Consider the following 24,545-nt stretch of genomic DNA (forward strand, 5'->3'; position numbering starts at 1 on the left):
GAGGCGTATTCTACACTTCCTAGTGTTGGCGTCAAGCGCTTATTTTAAGAAGTTTTTCAAGCGATGATTCTTTATACAAGTCACATCTAATTGAGCTTCTAAAGCGATTGTCACCTGGTTCAAATCTCTTTCGATTTTCGAACCTCACCTCTTACTTAAAAGAAGTACTGATTGCGCTGCAAGTCCCGTTCTATCTAGCGTTTACGCTGGGTAGTTAGCCTGCTGTGCCGTGTCAGTGGATGCGCATTATAGGGATATCTCAGAGTAGCGCAAGGGCTGTTTTCAATAAAATTAGCTTTTTCGAATCAAACGAATAGTTATCAAACGATACGTACAAAAAAGGGGCTAAAAGCCCCTTTTTTAAGTATAAATGCTGTTATCTCTAATCAGCTTGGTCACCCACTTGCTCTGCTTCTGCAGTTTGAGCAAGAAAACCTTTTATAAGTGTTACCGCTTTATCGTCATCCCAATCTACAAAGGTACGAACAAAAGCAATTAACTCCCCTTCTCTATTAAGAATGAAAGTTGCTGGGATGGTATCCAATGGAAATACCTGACCAAGCTTTTGCTCTTTATCATAATAAGTATTGAAATCTTCCATACCTAATGACTTTAGGAATGGCTCTACCTGCTTATTACCTTCTAGATCGATAGATACTGGCAATACTTCAAACTCATTCGATCCGATCTTGGCAGAGAAGCGGCTGATCGCCGGTAATTCTCTTACACATGGAGGACACCAAGTGGCCCACATGTTTACCATGATCACTTTGCCTTTATATTGGCTAAAGTCTACAGCAGCACCTTTACTATCTTTAAATGGTACAGCTTCAATCGGAAATGGTTTAGGTAAAACGCTGATTAGATCGACACTTGATTGCACTTGAGTCTTTTCTTGCTTTTCCATTCCTGGATAAGCTTGCGCGCCACCAGCTAACAACATAGTTGCAGCAACAAAGCCCACTAAGATCGATCTCATTTTGCGTCTCTCTTTAAAAGACGATCCAATTCTTGCTGATCTTCATTACTCAGATCTTGGTTATTCGCCTCAGCAATACGCTGTTTACGAATAAAGAAGAAACCAATCACACCACCAAATAACAATAATGCGAATGGTCCTAACCAAAGAACATAAGTCTTTGCTTCCATTCTTGGCTTATATAGAACGAATTCACCATAACGGCTTGTCATAAACTCAACAATTTCGTTATCAGCCTTACCTTCATCTACCATCTGGTACACTTCCAGACGTAAGTCTTGAGCAACCGGAGAGTTAGAGTCAATTAGGTTTTGGTTCTGACATTGCGGACAACGTAGAGAGTGAGCTAACTCTAGCGCACGCTTTTGGTTATCAACAGACTTAAACTGATATGTATCTACTGGTGTTGCATTAGCAAAAAATGCCATGCTCATTAGTAAAACTGCTGCAGTAAAGCCTTTCATTAGCGACTTAATCATGATGCACCGTCCTTAGCTGCTTCAGCTTGTAGCTGTTGCACCATTGGATAAAGGGTTTCTTTCCATACGTTGCGATCGATAGGACCCGCGTAACGGTAACGAATGACCCCTTTATGATCGACAAGGAAGCTTTCTGGCGCACCATAAACTCCTAAATCTAAACCAAGGCGTCCGTCATGATCGAAAATATTGATCGCGTAAGGGTTACCTTCGCGACTCAACTCTCGGATGGCCAACGCTCGTTCATCGCGATAGTTAATACCATAAATAGGTAAAATATCTTTACGCGCTAGTGTCATTAGGAATGGATGCTCATATTTACATGAAGGACACCATGTCGCCCACACGTTCAATAAACCAACCTTACCTTTCAGTGTTTCATTAGTCACGGTATCCCCTGACTCCAACACTTCTAACTGGAAAGCCGGGATCGGCTTTCCTTCTAACGCTGAATCGAGTTTTTGAGGGTTAAGGAAGAGTCCCTTATAAAGGAACACTCCCATACCTAAAAACACGACGAGTGGAATAAATAATACTAGCTTTTTCATACTGAGCTATTCCAATTAAGCCGTTGCTAACTTACTAGTCGCTTTCTTTACAGTGCTTACAGCTTTAGCGCGGTAACGCTTATCTGAAGCAGCGAAGAAGCCACCAACCATCATGAAAATAGAACCGAACCAAATCCAGCGAACGAAAGGCTTGTAGTTAATACGTACAGCATATTCTGTACGACTAATTGGGTCGCCCATTGTTACGTAAAGGTCACGGAATAGACCCCAATCGATACCCGCTTCAGTCATGTCCATTGTGCGAACATTGTACTGACGACGATCAGGTCTTAGTAAGGTAACATAATCATCACCTTGGTAAACTTCGATTTGACCTTGCTGTGCGGTGTAGTTAGGACCTACTACGTTTTTAGTTTCAACATAGTTAAAGGTATAACCTGCTAGCTCATGAGAGATACCAGGGCCCATACGGACACTCTTCTCTAATGAGTAGTTAGACACCATTGTGGCACCAACAACTGAAACTGCAATACCTAAGTGAGCGATGATCATGCCTAATTGGCTACGACCCAAACGCGTCATATCGACAGTGCCATCTTTAGTCTTAACGATGTTGTATGCTGCACGGAATGTCATCAAAGTGACCCATACAGCTGTTGCGATACCACATACAACCCAAACGTTAAACTCACCGCCAGCTATGAAAGGAGCAGCTAAACCAACAACTGCAGCAATTACTGCTGGGACGATAACCTGACGCTTAAGCTCGCCGGCTTTAGATTTCTTCCAGCGAATAATTGGACCAATACCCATGAAGCAAAATAGCACCAATACAATTGGTACGAATACTGCGTTGAAGTATGGAGGTCCTACAGAAATCTTACCCATACCTAATGCATCGATTAGAAGTGGGTATAAAGTACCTAGCAATACTGTGCCACACGCAACTGTTAGTAACAGGTTACATACTAGCAGCATAGTTTCTTTCGATTTAAGCTCGAAACGTGCAGGGCTACTCATCTCACTTGCTCTAAAGGCGAACAAGGTTAGAGAACCACCAATAGCTAAACCGAGAAGCAATAGAATAAACATACCACGGCTAGGGTCTGCCGCGAATGAGTGTACCGATGTTAGTACACCAGAACGTACGATGAAGGTACCTAGCAGACTCAGTGAGAATGCAAAGATTGATAGTAATACAGTCCAGTTACGGAACGCACCACGCTTCTCTGTAACAATCAACGAGTGAACCAGTGCAGTACCGATCAACCAAGGCATGAATGAAGCGTTTTCAACTGGATCCCAGAACCACCAGCCACCCCAGCCTAATTCGTAATATGCCCACCAAGAACCTAATGAGATACCACCAGTTAGGAATACCCAAGCAGCTAATGTCCAAGGACGGCTCCAACGAGCCCATGCAGAGTCAAGACGACCACTCATCAATGCTGCGATAGCAAATGCAAAGCTTACAGAGAAGCCTACATAGCCTAGGTAAAGCATTGGAGGATGGAAAATCAAACCAACGTCTTGCAACATTGGGTTAAGATCTCGGCCTTCCATAGGAACAGGGAATAAGCGCTCAAAAGGACTAGAGGTAAGCACCATGAATAAAGTGAAGCCGATTAGAATCATTGCCAATACTGCAAGAACTCGCGCAGTAAAGACTTCTTCTAATCCCTTACTAAATAGTGCAACTGAAGCTGCCCATGCTGCTAATGAGAATACCCAAAATAGCAAAGAGCCTTCGTGACCACCCCATACCGCGGCAATCTTAAAGAAGATTGGCAATTCAGAGTTAGAGTGATGTGCGACATAAGCAACAGAGAAGTCATCGACCGCAAAGCTATAACCTAGCGCGACAACAGATAAGAAAATAAAGAAGAACATACCGTAACTAAGTGGCCAAGCATAGCGCACTAGGTATTGGTCTTTACGAGCTACACCTACTAAAGGGACGATGGCTAACAGCATGGCAAAAGCCAGGCCGATAATCAGCGAAAAGTGTCCTAATTCTGGGATCATGGGTTTTCCTCAGTCCTAAATCATGCATGGTTAAGCGTTCACTTAATCATTACATACGTGTTTGCAGTTAACACTACTAAAAGGTACAAATTTTAGCTCAGTTTAGTATTTGCTATTGTTAATGTCTGCCTATTTCGTACAAATATGGGTGACTTGTCGCATTCTTCACCTATCTTATTAACAAACACACATAAACAAATGCACGTCACATTTCGCTAAAAACCAAGCAAATTTGGCGAAATTTTAAAGTCTGACTGGCAAAGTTCCCGTAAGTTTCAAGAAAATTTACAAATAGAATCAATCTGTGAACAAGTACTCAACTATGAGCTTTTAAGGTTATATTACTGTTCAATGAATAATCTTTACGTATAATCTTATACCTAGTTCAGCGGTGAATCCGCTTTTTCGCAAACGAAAGTGAAATAGACATAATGACCACATTCTGGATTTTAATAGCCTCATTTCTGTTGGTCAGCCTAGCGCTGATTTGGGTCCCACACTTCCGCCAGCAGCGTATGCTCAGAGCTGAAGAAGCGGGTGTTCGTAAAGATACCAACCTTGAATTATTTAATGAACGTCTCTCGGTTTTAGAGAAAGAACTGCAGGAAGATCTACTTGATCAGCCTGAATTCGATGCTCTAAAAAAAGAACTTGAGATCAGCTTATTGCAAGATATGAAGCAAGGTGATGATGAATCACTTGTGAATAAGCTAAAGCCTAAAAGCATAATGTGGCCATCAGTTATGTCTGTAGTTGTTATTGGTATTTGTGGTTACATGTACTCTACCCTGGGTGCATATAAAAACCTTGACCAACCAATGACGGCCAATGACCCTCATGCAGGCCAAACAACTGAACAGATTATGTCTCAGCGCGTGCAGATGATGGAAGCGCAAGCTCAAGCAGAACCAGAAAACAGCCAAATTTGGTTTAACCTAGGTCACGCTTATATTTCTGCAAACCGTTACGACGACGCAATTAAAGCATTCGATAAGACAATGGATCTTGTAGGTGTTCATGCTGAGTTACTTGGTCCTAAAGCGACTGCTCTTTATTACCGTTCAAACCAACAGATGACCCCAGCAGTTCAAGCACTAGTAGACCAATCTTTAGCACTTGATGCCGAAGACCCATCGACATTGCTGCTAGTTGGTATGGATTCATTCTTTACTGCTGACTATCCAAAAGCAATTGACGCATGGCAGCTAATTCTTGATAGCGACCGTACCGATGTTGATCGCGGCGCAATCATGAACGCAATTAACAGCGCAAAAATGCGATTGGGCACTGATGGTGCAATGCCAAATGATGATGCACACAAAAACGTTGAGCCTAAAGCAACAGCACAGACAGTGACTGTAGAGGTATCTATCTCTCCAGAATTACAAGCTAAAGTGGCGAGCACTGATATGCTTTTCATCTTTGCACGCTCAACTGAAGGTCCAAAAGTACCTTTAGCTGCAACTAAGATTTCTGCAGAGTCACTACCAGTTACTATCACTTTAGATGACAGCACCAATATGGGTGGCAATGTTAAATTAAGTGATGCAGATTCTGTTGAAGTTATCGCGATCTTATCTAAGCATGGTAGCGTAAGAGCGCAAACTGGCGATATCCAAGGCACTCTAGCTATGGTTAAAGTGGGTGACACTGGCCAGCTGATACTAGATACTCAAGTGCAGTAATCCAATCCCAATTTAAAAAACCGGCTTTAGCCGGTTTTTTTATGTCTCAAATAAAAGTAAAAGTGTCGTCGTTTTTAACTATGAGATTACTTACTCCGAAGCTAAAGCAAATGGTTTGCGAAGTGAGATGGTTCAGGCTTTACCTAACATGACATCAAAATGAGCTAGTCACAGAATTGAAGCTAACTAGAGAAGCAAATCTGAATAAAAAATACAGTCACAATCGATACAACAATTAATCAAATCAAGTGACACAAAGACATGCCTTTACTCTCTTTCTCTCATATGCTCCTGACGCAATAGCTAGTAAGCGATTTCCGCTACAATGCAAACCTATACTTAAATTCCGGATACAAAAAAACCGACATTCGTCGGTTTTTGATACTGCGAAAAAGTAATAATTACTTAGACATGTACTCGATTGCATTCTTGTAATCGTCATCAGTACAATCAGTACACATACCACCTGGTGGCATAGCGTTAAGGCCTGACTTAACAGAAGAGACTAAAGCGTCCATACCTTTACCTAGACGTGGTTCCCACGCAGCTGCATCATGTGATTTTGGCGCACCGGCAACACCCATGCTGTGACATACTTGGCATGCCTTGTCATATACGGCCTTACCATCTTGAGCAAATGCGCTTGTAGACAGAGTCAAAGCTGCAGCTGCAGTCAGTACTAACAATTTTTTCATCTTATACGTTCCTAATGCAAATTCTAACAGAGCTCACGCTGCCCTTTTTAGGTTGGCAGACTTATTCTTATAACGGCACTAGGTTACTACAAAGTTCAACAAATCACATCTTTTTGTGATATTAATCGCGATAAATGCTGTTTCACAAGACATAGTTCGCAAAAACGTTAATATATTAGCAAATGTTTAAAAAGTTCATAGAAAATACATAATATTCGAACTACATCAAATTGCTGACACTTAGCACTAAGCAAGACTAAACGCTTGAAAGTGTATGTGTTAGTATCACTTGTGTTTTCATACAGCTTGATATAGAGGGCTCAGTGGTAAAAGAATCAAAAGCAACAACACTGGTATCAGCTAATAACTTAACTTGCATAAGGGAAGAACGCATTTTATTTGATGAGCTTAGCTTCGATATAACCGAAGGTGAGATTGTTCAAATTGAAGGCCCAAATGGTGCAGGTAAAACAAGTCTTTTGCGGATTATCGCTGGTTTATCTCGCCCATATGCAGGGCAAATCAACTTCAAAGGTGAAGACATTAACCGTTGTCGCGACGAGTACAATGACGAATTGTTGTACCTAGGACACCTTGCAGGTGTTAAAAGCGAGTTAACGGCTGAAGAAAATCTTAACTTCAATTTAAGGATCAGTGGGTATGATGATTTCGATGCCCGTGAGATCCTTGCAAAAGTCAATCTCTCAGGTTTTGAAGAAGCGCTCGCAGGGCACCTATCAGCAGGTCAGCACAGACGAACAGCCTTAGCTAGACTTTGGCATACAAACTGTAAGATATGGTTGTTAGATGAGCCGTTTACGGCTATCGACAAGAAAGGCGTAGAAGAACTTGAACATCTGTTTTTAGCCCATGCAAAACGCGGCGGCTGCGTAATATTAACCACACACCAAGATATGGGTGTGATTGGCGATGATATTTTACGTAAGATCCGTCTCGACTATCGCTTTGTATAAGGTTTAGCAATGAACAAAGGCATCAGTTATACCAAAGCATTTAGCACACTGTTAAAGCGCGACTTGCAAATCGCTGTGCGTCATCGTGGCGATATTTTTAACCCATTACTGTTTTTTGTTTTAGTCGTTACACTATTCCCTTTGGGAATAGGCCCTGAGCCGCAAGTATTAACACGCGTAGCACCAGGAATTATCTGGGTAGCAGCACTATTAGCATCAATGCTATCGCTTGAACGTCTATTTAAAGCTGATTACGCAGATGGTAGCTTAGAGCAAATGCTATTAAGCCCTCAGCCACTGCCGCTAATGGTATTAGCTAAGGTATTAGCACATTGGATATTAACAGGCGTACCTTTGATATTGGTCGCGCCGCTACTTGCAGTATTGTTGCACCTAGATGGCAATAGTTACGGAGCCTTAATTGCCACACTAGCATTAGGAACTCCTGTGCTCAGTTTACTTGGCGCAATTGGTGTTGCACTGACAGTTGGATTACGCAAAGGTGGCGTGCTGTTAAGCCTATTGATTTTACCTTTGTATATCCCAGTTTTAATTTTTGCTACTAGCGCGATTGACGCTGCTGGTATGAATTTACCTTATGATGGTCAACTTGCGATTATTGGCGCAATGTTGGTCGGTTCATTAACGTTAGCACCATTTGCAATTGGTGCATCCTTACGAGTGAGTACTAACTAAAATGTGGAAATGGTTACATTCATACGCGGATCCTGAACGCGCCTACAAACTCTCAGGCACCCTGCTCCCTTGGTTTGCTATGTTAGCAATATCAATGATTGGCATTGGCACGGTATGGGGCTTAGTGTTTGCTCCAACTGATTACCAGCAAGGTGACAGTTACCGAATTATCTTTATCCACGTGCCTGCGGCTTCTATGTCTATGGCAGCATACATGGCCATGGCAACCTCTTCATTTATCGGTTTAGTTTGGCAAATCAAATCTGCAGACTGGGCTGCTGCAGCTATCGCACCTATTGGCGCAGTCATTACCTTTATTGCCTTGATTACTGGTGCAACATGGGGCAAGCCAATGTGGGGCACATGGTGGGTTTGGGATGCACGCTTAACGTCTGAACTAGTGCTACTATTCTTATACCTAGGAGTTATCTCTCTTTATGCTTCGTTTGAAGATAAAGTATTGGCAGCAAGAGCTGCAGGTATCCTAGCGATCGTTGGTGTAATTAACATTCCAATTATTAAATACTCTGTAGATTGGTGGAGCTCGTTACATCAGCCATCAACAATTAAGATTACTGAAGAGTCTTCTATGCCTACAGAAATGTTATATCCACTACTAATTAATATAGTTGGCTTCGGTGTAATGATTGGTGCTATTACATTAGTGAGATTTAGATCAGAAATTTTGGCACGAAATGGCATGCGTCCATGGGTTCGTGAACTTGCTAAAGCAGAAGGGGTCAAATAATGCAGTTCGACTCAATTAGTGAATTTATCAATATGGGCGGCTACGCATTCTATGTATGGCTTGCTTACGGTGTAACTTTTTTCTCGCTAGGCACATTAGTGATCCTAAGCGTTAGACAGAAACGTAAGGTGTTAGTAGAGATCGCGAAAAAGATGCAACGCGAAGAACGCCTAAAAGAAACTCGGAGTACAAAATAGTGAACCCAAGACGAAAGAAACGCCTTACCCTTGCTGTAGCCCTAATTGGTGGTGTAGCAGCTATCGCTTCTTTGCTTCTATATGCTTTGAATTCGAACTTAAACCTGTTCTTTACCCCTACAGAGATTGTACAAGGTAAAAAAGACACCGGCGTTATGCCAGAAATCGGCCAACGCATTCGTGTCGGTGGCATGGTTACGGTAGGTTCTATGGTTCGAGATCCAGAAAGTCTGCATGTTGAATTTGCCGTACATGACGCTGCAGGCGGCGAGATCATCGTTACTTATGACGACCTATTACCAGACCTATTCCGTGAAGGCCAAGGTATTGTAGCTCAAGGTGTGTTAGCTAAGCCAGGCGTTCTAGAAGCGACTGAAGTACTAGCAAAACATGATGAAAACTACATGCCGCCAGAAGTAGCTGAAGCTATGGGCCAGTCTCATGAAAAGCTAGACTATAACCAAGATCAAAAGTCATCTGGCTACTAAGCTAGGCTGAAAAACGTTTTAATCAAAAGCCCTCTTTAAGAGGGCTTTTTACTATCTACAGCGTTTAGGTGAAATGTATCGTACACAGACTAATGAACAAACATCTCTACTAAATTGCACCCTCTAGGCTAATCCAGCGTACCATATCAGTGAAATGTCGAGTTTCAACCTAAATACTTGTTTAGTCGTCGAAAGCCTCTTATAGCCGTATATAGAGCTATCTAGCCAATCCTCCTAGTATAAGCTATGAGAAACTTGGTCGACAGCTATCACTTATCAAATGATAGCCATTAAACGCCAACTATTATCCCCCATTGATTGTCATATATAGATTCAAGCTAAATAACAAATAACTCTCACATTTCCTTATCTAAAGCATCAAGTTTATCGAGGTTGTGCATGAGTCCCTTAAGAGATCTTATAGTGCGGCACCGAGGGGGAGGCTCAACAGCTCATCGATTTAATAAAAACTGTATCACTGTATACCTTTAGCGAAGTCATGCGTGTATAGAAACATTAAATCAGTAAAGCAAACCTATCCATCAAGCAGACAGAGCCAATTTATAGGCTCTGCGTAACGACTCAATCTCCTTTTAGCTACTAGAAGATTAAAAAACTTTAGCAAGAAGCGTCCTAAAAACTAGCCCAAAGCTAACCGGACTTTCTGGACGTATAGAATAATTCAGAATCTACTATCTTCCGAATTCCGAACACTCGAATGCAGATGAACTAAAGAAACCGCCTCCTAAAAGTGTGCCGAACATATACAAAGCGAGGCATAGTTAAACCAACACACAAAAGTTAAATAGAGTGCAGTGTTCTATATGACAAAGAATAATAGCTAGGTGTTATAGCTCCCCTTAGCGACTAATTTTGACGAGGCTAGGGTTACTGCTTAACAGGGACTAAAAGTAGGAGGTTCGATAATAATTAACTCGATTTTGATAAACGGCAGGCATAAAAAAGGCCGAACTAATGTTCGGCCTTTTAAAACTAAGACTTATTTACTCTGCAGTGTCTTCAACAGCTTCAGCTGCTTCTGGACGACCTACTAGTTCAATGTACGCCATTGGCGCTTTGTCACCAGTACGTAGACCGCACTTAAGAATACGGGTATATCCACCAGGACGTTCCTGGAAACGTGGACCCAATTCAGTAAATAACTTACCTACGACTTCAGCGTCGCGAGTACGAGCAAATGCCAAACGGCGGTTTGCAACGCTATCACTCTTAGCAAGTGTTATTAGAGGTTCAACTACGCGACGCAGTTCTTTCGCTTTAGCTACAGTAGTTTTGATCACTTCGTGACGAACTATTGAGCATGCCATGTTACGGAACATAGCTTGGCGATGACTGCTGTTACGGTTTAGTTGACGACCACTCTTACGATGGCGCATGACCTAATCCTTATTACCTATATCTGTACTAATCTGGACTTAAAGGTCGTCTGCTAAACTAGCTGGAGGCCAGTTTTCCAGACGCATACCTAACGACAGTCCGCGAGACGCTAACACATCCTTAATTTCAGTAAGAGATTTCTTACCTAGGTTAGGAGTCTTAAGCAGCTCAACTTCAGTGCGTTGTACCAGATCGCCGATGTAATGAATCGCTTCAGCCTTCAAACAGTTGGCTGAACGTACAGTTAGCTCTAAATCGTCGACAGGACGCAACAATATCGGATCGAACTCCGGCTTCTCTTCTACTGGTGCAGTCTCAGTCACATCACGTAACTCAACAAACGCATCTAACTGTTCTGCTAGAATTGTCGCTGAACGACGGATAGCTTCCTCAGGATCAATAGTACCGTTAGTGGTCATATCGATAACGAGTTTGTCTAAGTCTGTACGCTGTTCAACACGAGCAGCTTCTACATTGTATGCAATGCGAGCAACTGGTGAGAACGAAGAATCAACCAACAAACGGCCGATAGGGCGATCATCGTCTTCAGTTTGTGCACGGGCAGAAGCCGGTACATAACCACGACCACGCTCTACGCGGATACGCATGCTGACGTCATTATTACCTGTCAAGTGACAGATAACATGGTCAGGATTCATGATAGTAACATCACCATCATGCGTGATATCTGCTGCAGTAACAGGGCCTGCGCCTGACTTACTTAGCGTAAGCATAGCTTCGTCTTTCCCTTCGATAACTACAGCTAAACCTTTAAGGTTTAATAGTATCTCAAGGATATCCTCTTGCACGCCTTCCTTGCTACTGTATTCATGCAGTACACCATCGATCTCTACTTCGGTAACCGCGCAGCCTGGCATAGACGACAATAGGATACGACGCAACGCGTTACCTAGAGTATGACCAAAACCACGCTCTAGCGGCTCCAGTGTAACCTTGGCACGTGTTGGATTAACCTGCTCGATATCAACGAGACGCGGTTTAAGAAATTCTGTAACAGAACCCTGCATTGTGTCCTCTCTTTTGTTTTAACTTTACTTAGAGTAAAGTTCGACGATCAGCTGTTCGTTAATTTCCGCAGACAAATCACTACGCTCAGGAACACGCTTAAAAGCACCTTCCATCTTAGTGTTGTCAACTTCAACCCATGTTGGCTTTTCGCGTTGAGCCGACACTTCTAAAGCCGCTTTAATACGAGCTTGAGTGCGAGACTTTTCACGAACGCTCACTACATCATTCGCAGACACTTTGAATGATGGAATGTTAACGACGCTACCATTAACCATAATTGACTTATGGCTAACTAGCTGACGTGATTCAGCGCGTGTTGCACCAAAGCCCATGCGATAAACAACGTTATCTAGACGGGTTTCTAAAAGAGTAAGTAGGTTTTCACCAGTGTTACCTTTAGTACGTGCAGCATCTTTGTAGTAGTTACGGAATTGCTTTTCTAGCACACCATAAATACGACGAACTTTTTGTTTCTCGCGTAGCTGAACACCATACTCAGACAGACGGGTCTTACGAGCGCCGTGTTGTCCAGGTGCAGTTTCAAGCTTACACTTCGAATCGATTGCTCTCACGCCGCTCTTTAGGAAAAGGTCTGTACCTTCTCTGCGGCTGAGCTTGAGCTTTGGACCCAAGTATCTTGCCATGTTCTTTCTCCAACTATCCTATTAAAAACGACGAATTAAACGCGACGTTTCTTAGGAGGACGACAACCATTATGAGGGATAGGCGTCACATCGGTAATGTTAGTAATCTTGTAACCAACCGAATTTAGTGCACGAATCGCTGATTCGCGTCCTGGACCTGGACCCTTCACAAAAACTTCTAGGTTTTTAACACCGTAGTCCTGAGCAGCAGTACCTGCGCGCTCAGCAGCAACCTGTGCAGCAAATGGGGTAGATTTACGTGAACCACGGAAACCTGAACCACCAGAAGTTGCCCAAGATAGTGCGTTACCTTGACGATCTGTAATGGTAATAATTGTGTTGTTGAAAGACGCATGGATATGCGCCATACCATCAGCAACCTGTTTACGTACACGCTTACGCGGAGAACGTGACGGAACTTTAGCCATTTTGGTTTACCCCGTTACTTTCTAATTGGTTTACGTGGACCTTTACGCGTACGCGCATTGGTCTTAGTACGTTGCCCACGAAGGGGAAGGCTACGACGATGGCGAAGGCCACGGTAACAACCAAGGTCCATAAGACGCTTGATGTTCATGGAAACTTCACGACGTAAATCACCTTCTACAATGTAGTTGGCAACTTCTTCGCGTAGAGTATCAATTTGAGCTTCGCTCAATTCCTTGATCTTAGCATCTTCAGCAATTGAAGTAGCCGCGCAAATAGCTTGTGCGCGAGTACGACCGATGCCGTAGATAGCAGTCAATGCAATGACTGTATGCTTTTGATCAGGAATGTTAATGCCAGCGATACGGGCCACTATGCACTCCTTAAGTTAAAGGTCATCTGTGAAAAGCCCGGTAGGATACTCGACAGACGACAATTTAGCAAATAATATTTTGACCAGCCCGGACTGGGCTGGTCAATTTTTTTTAGCCTTGACGCTGTTTGTGTTTAGGTTCAACACAAATCACACGTACAACGCCACTACGCTTTACGATCTTGCAGTTACGGCAGATCTTCTTCACGGAAGCTCGAACTTTCATTTCATCACTCCGAGATTACTAGCTTAGCGACCAAAGCGATCTAAATTCGCTTTGTTTACCAAGTTAGCTTTCTTCATTACAGACTCATACTGATGAGACATCATATGGGTCTGAACCTGAGCCATGAAGTCCATGATTACGACTACCATAATTAGTAGTGAAGTACCGCCAAAATAGAACTGTACTTTCCACGCAATTAACATGAACTCCGGAATTAAGCAGATAAAGGTAATATACAACGCGCCTGCTAATGTCAAGCGAGTCATAACTTTATCAATGTAACGCGAAGTCTGTTCTCCAGGACGAATCCCGGGAATAAACGCACCACTCTTCTTCAGGTTGTCAGCTGTTTCGCGAGGGTTAAACACCAACGCAGTATAGAAGAAACAGAAGAAAATAATCGCTGTTGCATATAATAATGAGTACAGCGGTTGTCCTGGTGACACAGCTAGTGAAAAATCACTTAACCATGACATGGACTCATTTTGACCAAACCACTGAGCCAGTGTGCCTGGGAACAAAATGATGCTGGACGCAAAAATAGGCGGGATTACACCAGCCATATTAATCTTAAGTGGTAAATGAGTACTTTGCGCTGCAAACACCTTACGGCCCTGCTGGCGCTTAGCATAGTTAACAACGATACGACGTTGTCCACGCTCAACGAATACCACAAAATAAGTGACAGCGAAAACAATCACTGCCAGCAACAACAATACTAGTACATTCAAGTCGCCTTGACGCGCCTGCTCGGCTGTTTGGCCGATAGCAGATGGCAGACCAGCAACAATACCTGCGAAAATAAGAATCGAGATACCGTTACCTATGCCTCTTTCGGTAATTTGCTCACCTAGCCACATTAGGAACATTGTTCCTGTCACTAAGCTCACAACTGCAACGAAGTAGAAACTAAATCCTAGGTTAACAACTAACCCTGGAACTAGATTCGGTAAACCTGTTGCAATACCGATTGCCTGGAACGTACCCAGGACCAATGTGCCGTATCGAGTATATTGACTGATTTTCTTACGTCCCGACTCGCCTTCTTTTTTCAATTCAGCTAGTGCAGGATGTACCACAGTCAACAACTGCATAATGATCGATGCCGAAATATACGGCATGATACCTAATGCAAAGATAGAGGCACGTTCAAGGGCACCACCAGAGAACATGTTAAACATGCCTAGGATGGTCCCCTTTTGCTGATTAAACAGCTCTGCTAGTACAGCAGCGTCAATACCAGGAATTGGTACAAACGAACCGGCTCTAAAGACGATAATTGCACCAATCACGAACAGGAGACGGGTTTTCAATTCTGATAAACCGCCTTTCGCGCTTTTTAAATCAAGTCCTGGTTTTGCCATCGACGTATTATTCCTCGATCTTGCCACCGGCAGCTTCAATAGCTGCACGTGCACCTTTGGTTACCTTCAGACCTTTAACGGTCACTGGGCGCTCAATGGTACCTGAAAGAACGATTTTAGCAAACTGTATGTTGCGAGTAACTAGATTCGCATCTTTCAGCGCATTTAGGTCGATAACATCACCGTTAACTTTAGCTAATTCGCCAACGCGAATTTCAGCTGATACCAACGCAGTACGCGAGGTAAAACCGAACTTAGGTAGACGGATCTTAAGTGGCATCTGACCACCCTCGAAACCAACGCGAACACCGCCGCCAGAACGAGACTTCTGACCTTTGTGACCACGACCTGCAGTTTTACCAAGGCCTGAACCGATACCGCGACCTACACGCTTAGCTGCTGATTTAGCACCTGCAGCAGGTGATAGAGTATTTAGACGCATCTTATACTTCCTCCACCGAAACCATGTAGTAAACCTTGTTAATCATACCGCGAACAGAAGGAGTATCTTCTAGTTCAACAGTGTGATTAATGCGGCGTAGACCTAGACCAGTTAAAGTTGCACGGTGCTTTGGTAAGCGGCCGATTGAACTTTTGGTCTGAGTTACTTTAAGTGTTTTAGTAGCCATGGTGCATTAACCTCGAATTTCAGTAACATTCAGGCCACGCTTAGCTGCGATTTGTGAAGGTGATTTCATATTCACCAACGCATCGACAGTAGCGCGAACGATGTTGATCGGGTTAGTAGAACCGTATGCTTTTGACAGAACGTTATGAACGCCTGCTACTTCCAATACGGCACGCATTGCGCCACCGGCAATAATACCGGTACCGTCAGAGGCTGGTTGCATGTATACACGTGAACCAGTGTGACGACCCTTTACAGGGTGGTGCAAAGTACCATTGTTCAATTCTACGTTTACAATGTTACGGCGAGCCTTTTCCATTGCTTTTTGAATTGCTGCTGGTACTTCACGCGCTTTACCATAGCCATAGCCAACTTTACCGTTACCATCACCCACTACTGTTAGTGCAGTGAAGCTAAAGATACGTCCGCCTTTAACTACTTTAGAAACACGATTAACTGCAACTAACTTCTCTTGCAGATCGTCTTTTTGCTGTTGAGCTTCAAATTTAGCCATTTTTCATCATTCCTTAGAACTTGAGGCCAGCTTCACGAGCAGCGTCTGCTAATGCAGCAACGCGACCGTGATACTTGAAGCCGGAACGATCGAATGCAACTACAGCTACGCCTTTTTCGATAGCGCGCTCAGCAACGGTTTTACCCACTACTTTAGCTGCATCTACGTTACCTGTGTACTTTAGCTGCTCTGTTACTGCTTTTTCAGCAGTAGAAGCTGCCGCCAACACTACGTTTTCAGGGCTAATGACCTGAGCGTAAGTGTGACGTGGTGTACGATGTACAACCAGACGATTAACGCCCAGCTCTTGGATCTTCTTACGGGCACGTAGAGCGCGGCGTAAGCGAGATGTTTTCTTATCCATATCGTATTACCTTACTTCTTCTTAGCCTCTTTACGGCGTACTTGTTCGTCAGCATAGCGAACACCTTTACCTTTGTAAGGCTCTGGTGGACGGTAACCGCGAATCTCAGCTGCAACCTGTCCGATCAACTGCTTATCAGTACCAGTAAGTACGATTTCAGTTTGTGATGGACATTCAGCTGTAACGCCGTCTGGAAGTTTGTGAACCAAAGGATGTGAGAAACCTAAAGTTAGATCGATATCTTTACCGGCAAGTTTTGCACGGTAACCAACACCAACTAACTGAAGCTTCTTAACAAAACCTTCAGAAACACCAACAACCATGTTGTTGATTAATGCACGAGCTGTACCAGCTTGAGCAGCGGTTTTAGCGCTTTCAACTGGTGAACACTTGATTTCATTGTCTTCAACAACAACAGAAACGTCAGAGTTAATAACTCGAGTCAAACTACCTTTAGTACCTTTTACGGTGATAGTTTGTTCGTTTAAAGTCACTTCTACGCCTGCAGGGATAGCGACTGGTGCTTTTGCGACACGAGACATTGCTAGCTCCTTATGCTACGTAGCAGATAACTTCCCCACCCATGCCATTTTGGCGGGCAGTACGATCAGTCATCAAACCTTTAGAAGTGGACACGATAGCGACACCCAGTCCGCCCATAACCTTTGGTAGTTCGTTTTTACCTTTGTAAATACGAAGACCAGGACGGCTAACGCGCTGGATAGTCTCAACGACTGGCTGACCTTGGAAATACTTTAAAGTGATTTCCAATTCAGGCTTGGCTTCATCTGCTACGGCGTAGTCAGTGATGTAACCTTCTTCTTTAAGCATTTTCGCGATAGCGATTTTAAGCTTAGCAGAAGGCATCTTCACAGATACGTGTTTAGCAGCTTGGCCGTTACGAATACGTGTTAACATATCCGCAATAGGATCTTGCATGCTCATATTAGCTTACTCCGTGACAAGTGCTTACCAGCTGGCCTTGCGAAGACCAGGAACTTCACCGCGCATAGTTGCTTCACGTAATTTAATACGGCTAAGGCCGAATTTACGTAGGAAACCATGTGGGCGACCAGTTTGACTACAACGATTACGCTGACGCGCTGCGCTAGAGTCACGTGGTAGAGCTTGTAACTTAAGTACTGCATCCCAACGATCATCATCAGATGTAGTTGGACTGCTAATGATAGCTTTAAGTGCAGCGCGCTTTTCAGCGAACTTAGCTACGAGCTGTGCACGTTTTGCTTCACGTGCTTTCATTGAACTTTTTGCCATTACGCTACCCTTATTTCTTGAATGGGAAGTTAAAGCCTTCGAGCAAAGCTCGGCCTTCTTCATCATTCGTCGCAGAAGTAGTGATTACAATATCCATACCGCGGATCTTATCGATTTTATCGTATTGGATCTCTGGGAAGATAATTTGCTCACGTACGCCCATCGCATAGTTACCACGGCCGTCGAACGACTTAGCGCTCAAACCACGGAAGTCACGGATACGCGGGATTGCGATATCAACTAAACGCTCTAAGAATTCCCACATACGCTCACCGCGCAGTGTAACCTTACAGCCGATTGGGTAGCCTTCACGGATTTTAAAACCAGCAACTGACTTACGAGCTACAGTCACTACTGGCTTTTGACCAGCGATAGCAGTCATGTCACGAAGCGCGTGCTCCATAACTTTCTTATCTGCTACTGCTTCGCCAACACCCATATTAAGGGTGATCTTTTCAATCCGAGGGACTTGCATGACACTGGTAAAACCGAACTTTTTAGCAAGTTCAGGACTAACAGTCTCTTTGTATTTATCATGCAGTTTCGCCATCGTTTACTCCAAATTACTTAACGAGTTCACTGTTCGACTTAAAGAAACGAACTTTTTTGCCGTCTTCAAATCGGAAACCAACGCGATCAGCTTTGCCAGTGGCAGAGTTGAAAATCGCTACGTTTGATGCTTGTATAGGTGCTTCTTGCTCAACAATACCGCCAGCTACGCCCAATTGTGGGTTTGGCTTTTGGTGTTTCTTAACAAGGTTGATACCTTCTACAATTAATTTACCAGTTGGAAGAACCTGAGAAACCTTACCGCGTTTACCCTGGTCTTTACCTGCTAGTACAATTACTTCGTCTTGACGACGTATTTTAGCTGCCATTTTGAAGCTCCTTACAGTACTTCTGGTGCCAATGACACAATCTTCATAAACTGCTCAGTACGCAGTTCACGTGTCACAGGTCCAAAGATACGAGTACCAATCGGTGCAAGGTTTGCGTTAAGCAATACCGCTGCGTTCCGATCGAAGCGAATGACAGAACCGTCTGGACGACGTACGCCTTTCTTAGTACGGACTACCACCGCGTTATATACATCACCTTTCTTCGCTTTACCGCGAGGAATAGCTTCTTTAACAGAAACCTTGATGACGTCGCCGATACCGGCATAACGACGATGAGAGCCACCCAAGACCTTAATACACTGAACTCTACGAGCGCCACTATTACAGGCGACTTCTAGAGTCGATTGCATTTGGATCATTTTAAGTGCTCCGCTATCGTTACTTACAATCCCACAAAGGGGCTACATTTCACTCAAATTTCGACTTTAATTTAGTCAAATTTGGCGCGCAAGTGTAACACCTAAAAATAGGAATAGATAGTACTAAAAATAAAAACGGCCCCAACTTTAGGAGCCGTTTGCTTAAATACCTAATAAGCTTAGGCTTTTGTTACTACTTCAACCAGAGTCCAAGACTTAGTCTTAGACAGCGGACGGCATTCGCGAATAGTCACGATATCGCCAGCATTACACTGATTTTGTTCGTCATGTGCATGGATCTTAGTAGTACGCTTGATAAACTTACCGTATAAAGGGTGTTTTACCTTACGTTCAATAGCTACAGTGATAGACTTGTCCATCTTGTCGCTAAGTACTCGACCTTGCAAAGTACGGATAGTATCAGACATTATGCACCCGCCTTAGAAGTAATAATGGTCTTAACGCGCGCAATGTTGCGACGCACGATTTTAAGCTGATGAGTCTGAGTCAACTGACCAGTGGCGTGTTGCATACGCAGATTAAACTGCTCACGCAGCAGACCAAGCAGTTCAGCGTTCAATTCTTCAACGCTCTTTTCTGTTAGTTCGCTCGCTTTCATTACATCACCGTCTTAGTTACGAAGGTAGTCTTTAGAGGTAGTTTAGCAGCAGCTAAAGTGAAAGCTTCGCGAGCTAACTCTTCAGATACACCATTCATCTCATAAAGAACCTTACCTGGTTGAATCTGGCAAACCCAGTATTCAACGTTACCCTTACCTTTACCCATACGCACTTCTAGAGGCTTAGAGGTAATCGGCTTGTCAGGGAATACGCGGATCCAGATCTGACCTTGACGCTTAATGTGACGTGTCATAGCACGACGCGCAGCTTCAATTTGACGAGCAGTTAGACGACCACGTCCAACAGCTTTCAAACCGAATTCACCGAAGCTAACTTCAGTGCCGTTCGCTAGACCACGGTTGCGGCCTTTGAACATTTTGCGAAACTTCATTCTTTTTGGTTGCAGCATTGCCAGCTCTCCTATTTACCGCGAGGCTTACGCTTCGGCTGCTGTTTCGGCTCTTCGTGCTGAGGTAGAACGCCGTCTAGAACTTCGCCTTTGAAGACCCAAACTTTAACGCCAATCACACCGTATTGAGTGTGACTCTCAGAAGTAGAATAGTCGATATCAGCACGCAGTGTATGCAAAGGTACACGACCTTCACGATACCACTCTGAACGCGCAATCTCAGCGCCGCCTAGACGGCCACTCACTTCAACTTTGATACCCTTAGCACCAAGACGCATAGCATTTTGAACTGCGCGCTTCATAGCACGACGGAACATAACACGACGCTCTAGCTGCGAAGCGATGCCATCGGCAACAAGCTTAGCATCTAGCTCTGGCTTACGGATTTCAGCGATGTTGATTTGAGCTGGAATACCAGTCAGCTTAGCAACTGCGTTGCGTAGCTTCTCAACGTCTTCGCCTTTCTTACCAATCACAACACCTGGACGGGCTGTGTGGATAGTAACGCGAACACTCTTAGCTGGACGCTCGATAACAATCTTAGAAACTGATGCTTGCTTAAGTTTCTTTTCAAGAAACTTACGCACTTCCCAGTCACTGCTCAAGTTATTGGCATAGTCTGACTTGTCAGCGTACCAGGTCGAGATCCAAGGCTTAGTGATACCCAGACGGATACCATTAGGATGTACTTTCTGTCCCATTGCTAACTCCTAGCGATCTGACACAACCACAGTAATGTGGCTGGTGCGCTTGATTATACGATCAGCACGGCCTTTGGCACGTGGCATGATACGCTTCATAGTTGGACCTTCATCGATCATAATCGCTCCAACTCTTAGTTCGTCAATGTCAGCACCTTCATTGTGCTCAGCATTAGCGATTGCAGAGTCCAGTACTTTCTTAACAAGTACTGCAGCTTTCTTAGGGCTGAAAGTTAGAATTTCGAGAGCCTTAGCAACAGGCAGTCCACGGATTTGATCTGCAACCAAACGACACTTTTGAGGCGACGTACGGGCAAAACGATGTTTAGCTAAAACTTCCATCTTATGTCTCCCGTATTAACGCTTCTTCGCTTTCTTATCTGCAGCATGGCCGCGATAAGTGCGAGTTGGTGAAAATTCACCAAGCTTGTGGCCGATCATTTCGTCAGTTACGAACACAGGTACGTGCTGACGACCATTATGGACAGCGATGGTCATTCCAATCATGTTAGGAATGATCATAGAGCGGCGAGACCAAGTCTTAATAGGCTTCTTGTCTCCAGCTTCCATCGCTTTCTCTACCTTCTTCAGCAAGTGTAGGTCAATGAATGGACCTTTCTTGAGAGAACGTGGCATGGCGAATCCTCTTACTTTTTATTGCGACGACGTACGATGTACTTGTCGGTGCGTTTATTACTACGAGTCTTGTAACCCTTAGTAGGTTGACCCCATGGAGATACAGGGTGACGGCCACCAGAAGTACGGCCTTCACCACCACCATGTGGGTGATCTACTGGGTTCATTGCAACACCACGAACTGTTGGGCGTACGCCTCTCCAGCGCTTAGCACCTGCTTTACCTAACTGGCGTAGCATGTGCTCGGAATTACCAACTTCACCCAATGTCGCGCGGCAATCAACCGGCACTTTACGCATTTCGCCAGAGCGAAGACGTAGAGTGGCGTATGCGCCGTCACGAGCAATAACTTGTACATAAGCACCAGCTGAACGCGCGATCTGAGCACCTTTACCAGGCTTCATTTCGACTGCGTGCACTACGCTACCCACAGGGATATTACGTAGAGGCATTGCGTTACCGCTCTTGATCTCTGCATCGATACCAGACTGGATCTTATCACCAGCTTGCATGCCTTTAGCTGCAAGGATATAACGACGCTCACCGTCAGCGTAAAGTACCAATGCGATGTTAGCTGTACGGTTTGGATCATATTCCAAACGTTCAACCTTCGCAGGGATACCGTCTTTGTTACGCTTAAAGTCGATTAGACGATAATGTTGCTTATGACCACCACCAACGTGGCGGACAGTGATACGACCAGTATTGTTACGGCCACCACTTTTTGATTTTTTCGCCAACAGGCCTGCAAAAGGTTTACCCTTATGCAAATCGCTGTTCACCACTTTAACTACGTGGCGACGACCTGGAGAGGTTGGCTTACACTTAATAACTGCCATGATAATTCTCCTAATGCTTACTCAGCGCCGCCGACGAAATCGATGTCAGCACCAGCAGCTAAGGTAACATAAGCTTTTTTCCAATCGCTACGACGGCCAGTACGGGCACCGTGACGCTTAGTTTTGCCTTTGTTAACCAAAGTACGAACTGTATCAACTTCAACTTCAAATAGCTGTGCTACTGCAGCTTTAACTTCAGCTTTAGTTGCATCGATAGCTACACGGAATACTACCGTGTTGTTATTTTCTGCATTCACAGTGCTCTTCTCAGAGATGTGTGGTGCAAGAATAACTTTTAGCAAACGTTCTTGGCTTATCATCCCAGCATCTCCTCGATTTGCTTAATAGCTTCAGCAGTAACTAGTACTTTGTTGAAAGCGATTAGACTTACTGGATCGATACCAGCAACGTCACGTACGTCAACTTTGTACAGGTTACGAGCAGCTAAGAACAAGTTCTCGTCAACTTCTGGAGTAACAATCAACACGTCTTCAAGTTGCATTTCGTTTAGTTTAGCTTTCAGCTCTTTAGTTTTAGGAGCTTCAACACCGAACGACTCAACAACGATAAGACGGTCTTGACGTACCAATTCAGAGAAAATGCTTTTCAGCGCTCCGCGGTACATCTTTTTGTTAACTTTTTGGCTATGATCTTGTGTTTTAGCAGCGAAAGTTACGCCACCGCCACGCCAGATTGGGCCTTTAACAGTACCAGCACGTGCACGGCCAGTACCTTTTTGGCGCCAAGGCTTTTTGCCTGAGCCAGTTACTTCTGCGCGAGTCTTTTGAGCACGAGTGCCCTGACGCGCGTTTGCAGCGTAAGCTACAACTACCTGATGAACCAGTGCTTCATTAAAGTCACGGCCAAAGGTAGCTTCGGAAACTTCAAGAGCACTCTGTGCGTCTTTCAATACCAATTCCATTACTATCTCCTCAGACCTTAAGCTTTAACAGCTGGTTTGATGATCAGGTCGCCATTAGTAGCGCCTGGAACTGCACCCTTAACCAAAAGCAGGTTACGTTCAGCATCTACACGAATTACTTCTAGATTCTGTGTCGTAACACGCTCTGCACCCATGTGGCCAGACATTTTCTTACCTTTGAAAACGCGACCAGGTGTTTGGTTTTGACCAATAGAACCGTTAGCTCTATGTGCCAGTGAGTTACCATGTGTTGCATCTTGAGTACGGAAGTTCCAACGCTTAATACCGCCTTGGAAGCCCTTACCTTTTGATTGACCAGTAACATCAACTTTCGCTATGTCAGCGAAGATATCTACATTAAGCTCAGCACCAACTTCGATGCCCTCGCCTTCACCATCTGCCAAACGCATTTCCCATAAACCACGACCGGCTTCAACGCCTGCCTTAGCAAAGTGACCTGCTTCTGGTTTAGTGATGCGATTAGCTTTTTTGGTACCAGTAGTAACTTGAAGTGCACGGTAACCATCTGTATCCAAAGTTCTCACTTGGGTTACACGGTTAGCAGCAATTTCAATTACTGTTACAGGTACCGACGCGCCATCTTCATTGAAGATGCGAGTCATACCTACTTTACGACCGATAAGACCGATAGCCATCTCTCAAACCTCTTCTAACTGGATTTCAATTAACCCAAGCTAATCTGAACGTCAACACCAGCCGCAAGATCTAAACGCATAAGTGCGTCTACAGTCTTTTCAGTCGGCTCTACGATGTCAACAAGACGCTTGTGAGTACGTAGTTCGTACTGATCACGTGCATCTTTATTAACGTGTGGAGAAGTCAAAATGGTATAACGTTCTTTACGCGTTGGTAGTGGAATTGGACCACGAACCTGCGCGCCGGTACGCTTAGCAGTTTCAACGATTTCCGCAGTAGACTGATCAATCAAACGATGATCAAATCCTTTTAGGCGGATACGGATTCTTTGGTTCTGCATTGACCAGAGCTCCTAAAATGTACACAAAAAAATCACCCTCAAGCAACTTTCCTTAGAGGAAAAGCCGAGTGAAATGATTTAGCCGTTCGACTCACAATCGGAGTCGCTGTTTTTTTACGTCAAACCCTAAGGCAGACCAATTAAATCGCCTAATGGTTAAGGCGAGGGGCTATTATACTGATTTAAACGTTCAGATCAAGCCCGTTGTTTGAAATACCGTCAAATTAACCGTTTTCAACAAAGTGGCGTCATTATACACAGTCAGATCCGGAATACCAGCCCTACCCTCACTTTTCTTTAGGCATTAAAAAAGGCAGCCTAAGCTGCCTTTTTCAGTATCGAGTTAAGACCCGTTGCTAATTAAGCAACGATCTCAGCTACAACACCAGCACCAACTGTACGGCCACCTTCACGGATAGCGAAGCGTAAACCTTCGTCCATCGCGAT

The 24,545-nt window shown here is 44.1% G+C and carries 40 protein-coding genes; 6 read left to right on the top strand and 34 right to left on the bottom strand.

Annotated features, from left to right (window positions below; translation table 11 throughout):
* Nucleotides 1–382 precede the first annotated feature (382 nt).
* From AB4298_RS07485 to AB4298_RS07500, 4 genes are read right to left on the bottom strand one after another with little or no spacing between them, the layout of a single operon-like run.
* Entirely contained in the window at nt 383–979 is a 597-nt protein-coding gene (locus tag AB4298_RS07485) for a TlpA disulfide reductase family protein (protein ID WP_371986232.1), read from the bottom strand.
* On the bottom strand, nt 976–1,443 hold the full coding sequence (gene nrfF, locus AB4298_RS07490; RefSeq protein ID WP_371986240.1) for a heme lyase NrfEFG subunit NrfF: 468 nt from the start codon (nt 1,441–1,443) through the stop codon (nt 976–978). Before nrfF ends, AB4298_RS07485 begins: the two co-directional genes overlap by 4 nt.
* 11 nt (nt 1,444–1,454) lie before the next feature.
* The gene (locus AB4298_RS07495) at nt 1,455–2,006 is read right to left on the bottom strand and encodes a DsbE family thiol:disulfide interchange protein (RefSeq protein ID WP_220781317.1); all 552 of its coding nucleotides are present in this window, start codon (nt 2,004–2,006) and stop codon (nt 1,455–1,457) included.
* A 15-nt stretch (nt 2,007–2,021) separates the two neighbouring features.
* The gene (locus AB4298_RS07500) at nt 2,022–3,992 is read right to left on the bottom strand and encodes a heme lyase CcmF/NrfE family subunit (protein WP_371986233.1); all 1,971 of its coding nucleotides are present in this window, start codon (nt 3,990–3,992) and stop codon (nt 2,022–2,024) included.
* Between the two features lie 431 nt (nt 3,993–4,423).
* On the opposite strand from AB4298_RS07500, the gene ccmI reads away from it, so the two are divergent.
* Nucleotides 4,424–5,677: a c-type cytochrome biogenesis protein CcmI gene (gene ccmI, locus AB4298_RS07505; RefSeq protein ID WP_371986234.1), complete on the top strand. Its 1,254-nt coding sequence runs from the start codon at nt 4,424–4,426 to the stop codon at nt 5,675–5,677.
* A 401-nt stretch (nt 5,678–6,078) separates the two neighbouring features.
* On the opposite strand, the gene AB4298_RS07510 is transcribed toward ccmI, so the two are convergent.
* On the bottom strand, nt 6,079–6,372 hold the full coding sequence (locus tag AB4298_RS07510; protein ID WP_249000880.1) for a c-type cytochrome: 294 nt from the start codon (nt 6,370–6,372) through the stop codon (nt 6,079–6,081).
* A gap of 323 nt (nt 6,373–6,695) precedes the next feature.
* Here AB4298_RS07510 and ccmA point away from each other — a divergent pair, with 323 nt between their 5' ends.
* Genes ccmA through ccmE form a run of 5 tightly spaced genes read left to right on the top strand, consistent with a single transcriptional unit; the run spans nt 6,696 to nt 9,475 of the window.
* Nucleotides 6,696–7,346: a cytochrome c biogenesis heme-transporting ATPase CcmA gene (gene ccmA / locus AB4298_RS07515; protein ID WP_220781321.1), complete on the top strand. Its 651-nt coding sequence runs from the start codon at nt 6,696–6,698 to the stop codon at nt 7,344–7,346.
* 9 nt (nt 7,347–7,355) lie between these two features.
* Nucleotides 7,356–8,042, top strand: coding sequence for a heme exporter protein CcmB (gene ccmB, locus AB4298_RS07520; RefSeq protein ID WP_249000881.1), 687 nt, complete (start codon nt 7,356–7,358; stop codon nt 8,040–8,042).
* Between the two features lies 1 nt (nt 8,043).
* A complete protein-coding gene (gene ccmC / locus AB4298_RS07525) occupies nt 8,044–8,790 on the top strand; it encodes a heme ABC transporter permease CcmC (RefSeq protein ID WP_249000882.1) in 747 nt (248 codons plus the stop codon).
* On the top strand, nt 8,790–8,987 hold the full coding sequence (gene ccmD / locus AB4298_RS07530; protein WP_249000883.1) for a heme exporter protein CcmD: 198 nt from the start codon (nt 8,790–8,792) through the stop codon (nt 8,985–8,987). The genes ccmC and ccmD overlap by 1 nt, the downstream gene beginning before the upstream one ends.
* On the top strand, nt 8,987–9,475 hold the full coding sequence (gene ccmE / locus AB4298_RS07535) for a cytochrome c maturation protein CcmE (RefSeq protein ID WP_249000884.1): 489 nt from the start codon (nt 8,987–8,989) through the stop codon (nt 9,473–9,475). Before ccmD ends, ccmE begins: the two co-directional genes overlap by 1 nt.
* 1,004 nt (nt 9,476–10,479) lie before the next feature.
* Here the strand turns inward: ccmE and rplQ are convergent.
* From rplQ to AB4298_RS07680, 29 genes are all read right to left on the bottom strand, one after another.
* Complete coding sequence (gene rplQ / locus AB4298_RS07540; RefSeq protein WP_012153479.1) at nt 10,480–10,872, bottom strand: 50S ribosomal protein L17; 393 nt, start codon at nt 10,870–10,872, stop codon at nt 10,480–10,482.
* Nucleotides 10,873–10,911: 39 nt separating this feature from the next.
* Nucleotides 10,912–11,901 carry a DNA-directed RNA polymerase subunit alpha gene (locus AB4298_RS07545; RefSeq protein WP_028767958.1) on the bottom strand — a complete coding sequence of 330 codons (990 nt, stop codon included), beginning with the start codon at nt 11,899–11,901 and terminating at the stop codon, nt 10,912–10,914.
* A gap of 24 nt (nt 11,902–11,925) precedes the next feature.
* A complete protein-coding gene (rpsD, locus tag AB4298_RS07550; RefSeq protein ID WP_220781326.1) occupies nt 11,926–12,546 on the bottom strand; it encodes a 30S ribosomal protein S4 in 621 nt (206 codons plus the stop codon).
* Nucleotides 12,547–12,581: 35 nt separating this feature from the next.
* On the bottom strand, nt 12,582–12,974 hold the full coding sequence (rpsK, locus tag AB4298_RS07555; RefSeq protein WP_012153476.1) for a 30S ribosomal protein S11: 393 nt from the start codon (nt 12,972–12,974) through the stop codon (nt 12,582–12,584).
* Nucleotides 12,975–12,988: 14 nt separating this feature from the next.
* Complete coding sequence (gene rpsM / locus AB4298_RS07560; protein ID WP_012153475.1) at nt 12,989–13,345, bottom strand: 30S ribosomal protein S13; 357 nt, start codon at nt 13,343–13,345, stop codon at nt 12,989–12,991.
* 112 nt (nt 13,346–13,457) lie between these two features.
* Complete coding sequence (gene rpmJ / locus AB4298_RS07565; protein WP_006083579.1) at nt 13,458–13,571, bottom strand: 50S ribosomal protein L36; 114 nt, start codon at nt 13,569–13,571, stop codon at nt 13,458–13,460.
* 23 nt (nt 13,572–13,594) lie between these two features.
* Nucleotides 13,595–14,935 (bottom strand): preprotein translocase subunit SecY, encoded by a 1,341-nt coding sequence (secY, locus tag AB4298_RS07570; protein ID WP_012153474.1) that lies wholly within the window; start codon nt 14,933–14,935, stop codon nt 13,595–13,597.
* A gap of 7 nt (nt 14,936–14,942) precedes the next feature.
* A complete protein-coding gene (gene rplO, locus AB4298_RS07575; RefSeq protein ID WP_202723793.1) occupies nt 14,943–15,377 on the bottom strand; it encodes a 50S ribosomal protein L15 in 435 nt (144 codons plus the stop codon).
* A 1-nt stretch (nt 15,378) separates the two neighbouring features.
* Nucleotides 15,379–15,564: a 50S ribosomal protein L30 gene (gene rpmD / locus AB4298_RS07580; RefSeq protein ID WP_020912153.1), complete on the bottom strand. Its 186-nt coding sequence runs from the start codon at nt 15,562–15,564 to the stop codon at nt 15,379–15,381.
* A 6-nt stretch (nt 15,565–15,570) separates the two neighbouring features.
* A complete protein-coding gene (gene rpsE / locus AB4298_RS07585) occupies nt 15,571–16,077 on the bottom strand; it encodes a 30S ribosomal protein S5 (RefSeq protein ID WP_012153471.1) in 507 nt (168 codons plus the stop codon).
* A gap of 13 nt (nt 16,078–16,090) precedes the next feature.
* On the bottom strand, nt 16,091–16,441 hold the full coding sequence (gene rplR / locus AB4298_RS07590) for a 50S ribosomal protein L18 (protein ID WP_012153470.1): 351 nt from the start codon (nt 16,439–16,441) through the stop codon (nt 16,091–16,093).
* An 11-nt stretch (nt 16,442–16,452) separates the two neighbouring features.
* On the bottom strand, nt 16,453–16,983 hold the full coding sequence (gene rplF / locus AB4298_RS07595; RefSeq protein ID WP_249000885.1) for a 50S ribosomal protein L6: 531 nt from the start codon (nt 16,981–16,983) through the stop codon (nt 16,453–16,455).
* 10 nt (nt 16,984–16,993) lie between these two features.
* Nucleotides 16,994–17,386, bottom strand: coding sequence for a 30S ribosomal protein S8 (rpsH, locus tag AB4298_RS07600; protein WP_220781329.1), 393 nt, complete (start codon nt 17,384–17,386; stop codon nt 16,994–16,996).
* Between the two features lie 24 nt (nt 17,387–17,410).
* The gene (gene rpsN, locus AB4298_RS07605) at nt 17,411–17,716 is read right to left on the bottom strand and encodes a 30S ribosomal protein S14 (RefSeq protein WP_012153467.1); all 306 of its coding nucleotides are present in this window, start codon (nt 17,714–17,716) and stop codon (nt 17,411–17,413) included.
* Nucleotides 17,717–17,726: 10 nt separating this feature from the next.
* Nucleotides 17,727–18,266: a 50S ribosomal protein L5 gene (rplE, locus tag AB4298_RS07610; protein ID WP_249000886.1), complete on the bottom strand. Its 540-nt coding sequence runs from the start codon at nt 18,264–18,266 to the stop codon at nt 17,727–17,729.
* A 13-nt stretch (nt 18,267–18,279) separates the two neighbouring features.
* The gene (rplX, locus tag AB4298_RS07615; protein WP_012153465.1) at nt 18,280–18,594 is read right to left on the bottom strand and encodes a 50S ribosomal protein L24; all 315 of its coding nucleotides are present in this window, start codon (nt 18,592–18,594) and stop codon (nt 18,280–18,282) included.
* Nucleotides 18,595–18,605: 11 nt separating this feature from the next.
* A complete protein-coding gene (rplN, locus tag AB4298_RS07620) occupies nt 18,606–18,974 on the bottom strand; it encodes a 50S ribosomal protein L14 (RefSeq protein ID WP_011863976.1) in 369 nt (122 codons plus the stop codon).
* Nucleotides 18,975–19,153: 179 nt separating this feature from the next.
* Nucleotides 19,154–19,402, bottom strand: a complete 249-nt coding sequence (gene rpsQ, locus AB4298_RS07625; RefSeq protein ID WP_012153464.1) for a 30S ribosomal protein S17 — start codon at nt 19,400–19,402, stop codon at nt 19,154–19,156.
* Complete coding sequence (rpmC, locus tag AB4298_RS07630; protein WP_012144642.1) at nt 19,402–19,593, bottom strand: 50S ribosomal protein L29; 192 nt, start codon at nt 19,591–19,593, stop codon at nt 19,402–19,404. The genes rpsQ and rpmC overlap by 1 nt, the downstream gene beginning before the upstream one ends.
* Nucleotides 19,593–20,003, bottom strand: coding sequence for a 50S ribosomal protein L16 (gene rplP, locus AB4298_RS07635; RefSeq protein WP_012279176.1), 411 nt, complete (start codon nt 20,001–20,003; stop codon nt 19,593–19,595). The genes rpmC and rplP overlap by 1 nt, the downstream gene beginning before the upstream one ends.
* A gap of 11 nt (nt 20,004–20,014) precedes the next feature.
* Nucleotides 20,015–20,704, bottom strand: coding sequence for a 30S ribosomal protein S3 (gene rpsC / locus AB4298_RS07640; RefSeq protein WP_012153461.1), 690 nt, complete (start codon nt 20,702–20,704; stop codon nt 20,015–20,017).
* Between the two features lie 9 nt (nt 20,705–20,713).
* On the bottom strand, nt 20,714–21,046 hold the full coding sequence (gene rplV / locus AB4298_RS07645) for a 50S ribosomal protein L22 (RefSeq protein WP_012144645.1): 333 nt from the start codon (nt 21,044–21,046) through the stop codon (nt 20,714–20,716).
* Between the two features lie 15 nt (nt 21,047–21,061).
* Nucleotides 21,062–21,340, bottom strand: coding sequence for a 30S ribosomal protein S19 (gene rpsS / locus AB4298_RS07650; protein WP_011863970.1), 279 nt, complete (start codon nt 21,338–21,340; stop codon nt 21,062–21,064).
* A gap of 11 nt (nt 21,341–21,351) precedes the next feature.
* The gene (rplB, locus tag AB4298_RS07655) at nt 21,352–22,179 is read right to left on the bottom strand and encodes a 50S ribosomal protein L2 (protein ID WP_220781331.1); all 828 of its coding nucleotides are present in this window, start codon (nt 22,177–22,179) and stop codon (nt 21,352–21,354) included.
* A 17-nt stretch (nt 22,180–22,196) separates the two neighbouring features.
* Complete coding sequence (gene rplW, locus AB4298_RS07660; RefSeq protein ID WP_202723802.1) at nt 22,197–22,499, bottom strand: 50S ribosomal protein L23; 303 nt, start codon at nt 22,497–22,499, stop codon at nt 22,197–22,199.
* Nucleotides 22,496–23,101: a 50S ribosomal protein L4 gene (gene rplD / locus AB4298_RS07665; protein ID WP_012153458.1), complete on the bottom strand. Its 606-nt coding sequence runs from the start codon at nt 23,099–23,101 to the stop codon at nt 22,496–22,498. Before rplD ends, rplW begins: the two co-directional genes overlap by 4 nt.
* A gap of 17 nt (nt 23,102–23,118) precedes the next feature.
* On the bottom strand, nt 23,119–23,757 hold the full coding sequence (gene rplC / locus AB4298_RS07670; protein WP_220765522.1) for a 50S ribosomal protein L3: 639 nt from the start codon (nt 23,755–23,757) through the stop codon (nt 23,119–23,121).
* A 29-nt stretch (nt 23,758–23,786) separates the two neighbouring features.
* On the bottom strand, nt 23,787–24,098 hold the full coding sequence (gene rpsJ / locus AB4298_RS07675) for a 30S ribosomal protein S10 (RefSeq protein ID WP_005503530.1): 312 nt from the start codon (nt 24,096–24,098) through the stop codon (nt 23,787–23,789).
* 360 nt (nt 24,099–24,458) lie between these two features.
* Nucleotides 24,459–24,545 (bottom strand): EF-Tu C-terminal domain-related protein (locus AB4298_RS07680; protein WP_527251184.1); only part of this gene is annotated, 87 nt, incomplete at its 5' end.

It is taken from the genome of Shewanella sp. 10N.261.52.F9 (assembly GCF_041471165.1).
Lineage (GTDB): Bacteria > Pseudomonadota > Gammaproteobacteria > Enterobacterales > Shewanellaceae > Shewanella > Shewanella marinintestina.